Consider the following 2,727-nt stretch of genomic DNA (forward strand, 5'->3'; position numbering starts at 1 on the left):
CTCAGAGCAACCCATTCTCCGAAGCAATCACCGCCGCATGCACCCGCGAACTGACGTTCAGCTTGCGCAGGATGTGCTGCACATGGATCTTCACGGTCGTCTCTGCAATACCGTGTCCGCGAGCGATCTCCTTGTTGCTCGCGCCGCGCGCGATGCCGCGCAGAATGTCGAGTTCGCGCGGCGACAGGCTGGCGATGAGCGTAGCGCCGGGGTTATCCGGTTCGGGCGATTCGTTCGGCAACGGGATCGGCGACAGGTTCGTCGATGCCGCGCCGCGGTAGGCAGCGACGAGCTTGCTCATCATCTCCGGCGCCACCACGCTGTCGCCGTCCATGGCACGCCGGATCGCGGCAGCCAGATCATCACCTTCCGTTGTCTTCAGCAGATAGCCGATCGCGCCGCCGCGCAAGGCTGCCGCCAGGTCGTTCGCGTCTTCGCTGACGGTGAGCATCAGGATGCGCGCAGCGGGGGCGGCGCCATGCAGCGCCGGCAACGCGTCGACGCCATTGACACCCGGCAGATGGTTGTCGAGCAGGATGACGTCCGGCTGCAGCTCCTGCGCCTTGCGCTGCGCCTGGCCGGCATCGGCGGCGTCGCCCACGACTACGAGTTGCGGGTCGCGTGCCAGCAGCGCGGTCAGGCCGCGCCGGAACAGCGTGTGGTCGTCGACGACCAGGATGCGAATGGTGTTCTGGCTATGCGTGCTCATGCGTCGATGCTCGTGGTGACAGTGCTGGCAAGCGATGATACGGGATGAACGTTCGGCGGCAGCGTCAGGATCACCGAGCTGCCCTTGCCCGGTGCGGAGACAATGTCGAGCCGCGCGCCGATCGTCTGCGCCCGCTCACGCATGATGCGCAGCCCGACGTGCGTCTCGTCCAGCTGGTCTTCGTCCAGCGCGAAGCCGACCCCGTCATCCTGCACCTCGAAACGCCACGCCGGCTGCTGCTGAACCTTCAGGCTGACCTGCGAGGCATGCGCGTGCTTGCGCACGTTCGACAAGGCCTCCTGGATGATGTGCAGGACCTGGATCTGCGCGTCGGGGAAGAGCGGCATGCCCTGCCCTTCAATGGTGAGCGAGGTCGCGACGCCGCTCTGGTGTTCGAACTTGCGCAGCGTCGTCGCCAGCGCCGGTTCGATGTCCTCGCTGCTTGCCCGTGTGCGGAAGTGCACCAGCAATTCGCGCACATCGCCGTAGCTCTCGCGCACGCCGGTGTCGATTTCTTCGAGGATGGCCCGCATCGATTCCGGGTCGCCGGCGCGCAAGGCGTCGCGCATCAGCTGCACCTGGATCTTGATGAAGGCGAGCGACTGGGCGATCGAATCGTGTAGCTCGCGAGCGAGATAGACGCGCTCCTGAGCAACGGCTGTTTCCTTTTCGAGCGCATTGAGGCGCAGGTTCTCCATCGCGCTCGCCAGGTGACTGGCCAGCGCATCCAGCAAGGAGCGCAAGGCCGGCGTCGGGCTGACCTTGGCGTTGAAAAAGAGATCGACTTCGCCGGTCAGGCGGTCGTGCAGACGCACCGGGATGTTGACCACGGTTTTGAAACCGGCCTGCGCGCAGGGTAGGCGCGACTCCTCCGTCTCACTCTCGATCGGGAAAATCTTCCAGCTCGGCTCGGTACGTACGTTGCCGCAGTAGCAGCCGCCCTTCTCGATGCACTGTTCGGCGTCGACCAGCCCCTGCGGCATGCCCTGCGCGGCGAGCATCACGTAGCGCTTGTTGTCGAGATCGGACCAGCGCACGGTGACGCCGTCGGCTCGCGCGATGCGCGCCACGCTGCGCGCGAATCCCTGCGCGAGTTCCTCCAGCACGGTCGTCTTGGCGACCAGGCTGGTCACTTCGTACAGGCTCTCCAGCCGCTCGCGCTTCTCTTCGAGTTCTGCAGTCTTCTCGGCGACCTTGTGTTCAAGGTTGCGGTACATCGACTGCAGGTTGTCGGCCATGCCGTTGAAGCCCCGTGCCAGCGTGCCGAACTCGTCACTGCTGTCGTGCTCGACGCGCGCGTCGAAGTTGCCTTCCTGGATTTTCTCGATAGCACGCTTGAGCAGGCCGACCGGTTCCAGCACGAAGATGTAGCCGGTGTAGATCAGGATAACGGCGCCGACGACCGCAAGGGCGAGCACGGACATCTGGAACAGGTAGAGCAAGGTCGTCCAGCGCGCCATGTGCGACTCGATGCCGGCGACCAGCGCATCGATCCCGTGCACGAACGTCGCGGTATCCGGCCTCAGCTCGGCCAGCGCGCCGTGCCGGACTTCAAGCCAGCGCGCACGGTAGTCGGCCCAGCCACGGGCGACGGCATCGTATTGCGCGCGCACGCTATCGTCCCACGGCACGAACAGCGGCCGCTCCGGGTCACCTTTCTGCAGCACGGCCATGCTTTGATCGAACTCGCGGATCTGCTCCTGCAGCACCGTGCCGGCAAGCCCCAGCCCGACCGACAGGGAAATCCGGTACGCCTGCATGCGCATCCGGCCGGCCTCATTCACCGCCGCCGCGCCGCCGTCGAGCTGCCACGACACCCACAGCGTCGCCGCTGTGGAGAGAAATACGAGCAGCAGGAGAGGCGCGCCAAACAGCGTAAGTTTGGCGCCCAGGCTCCATTTTCGGTTGGGAGTCATAGTGATCGGTTCGTTTGTTTCAGGCATGCAACTCGGCGATTCTAATGCGCGGCGGTGAGTGTTGATCGGTGTGTAAGGAATTCCTGATTAGCAATCAACCCA

At 64.8% G+C, this 2,727-nt stretch carries 2 protein-coding genes; both read right to left on the reverse strand.

The genetic code is table 11. The features are described from left to right. Position 1 precedes the first annotated feature (1 nt). Positions 2 to 709, reverse strand: a complete 708-nt coding sequence (locus KBA32_RS16270; RefSeq protein ID WP_294361229.1) for a response regulator — start codon at positions 707 to 709, stop codon at positions 2 to 4. Further along, complete coding sequence (locus KBA32_RS16275) at positions 706 to 2,625, reverse strand: type IV pili methyl-accepting chemotaxis transducer N-terminal domain-containing protein (RefSeq protein ID WP_294361230.1); 1,920 nt, start codon at positions 2,623 to 2,625, stop codon at positions 706 to 708. Before KBA32_RS16275 ends, KBA32_RS16270 begins: the two co-directional genes overlap by 4 nt. Between the last annotated feature and the right edge of the window lie 102 nt (positions 2,626 to 2,727).

It is taken from the genome of Propionivibrio sp., from assembly GCF_017995515.1.
In the GTDB taxonomy this organism is placed as follows: domain Bacteria; phylum Pseudomonadota; class Gammaproteobacteria; order Burkholderiales; family Rhodocyclaceae; genus Propionivibrio.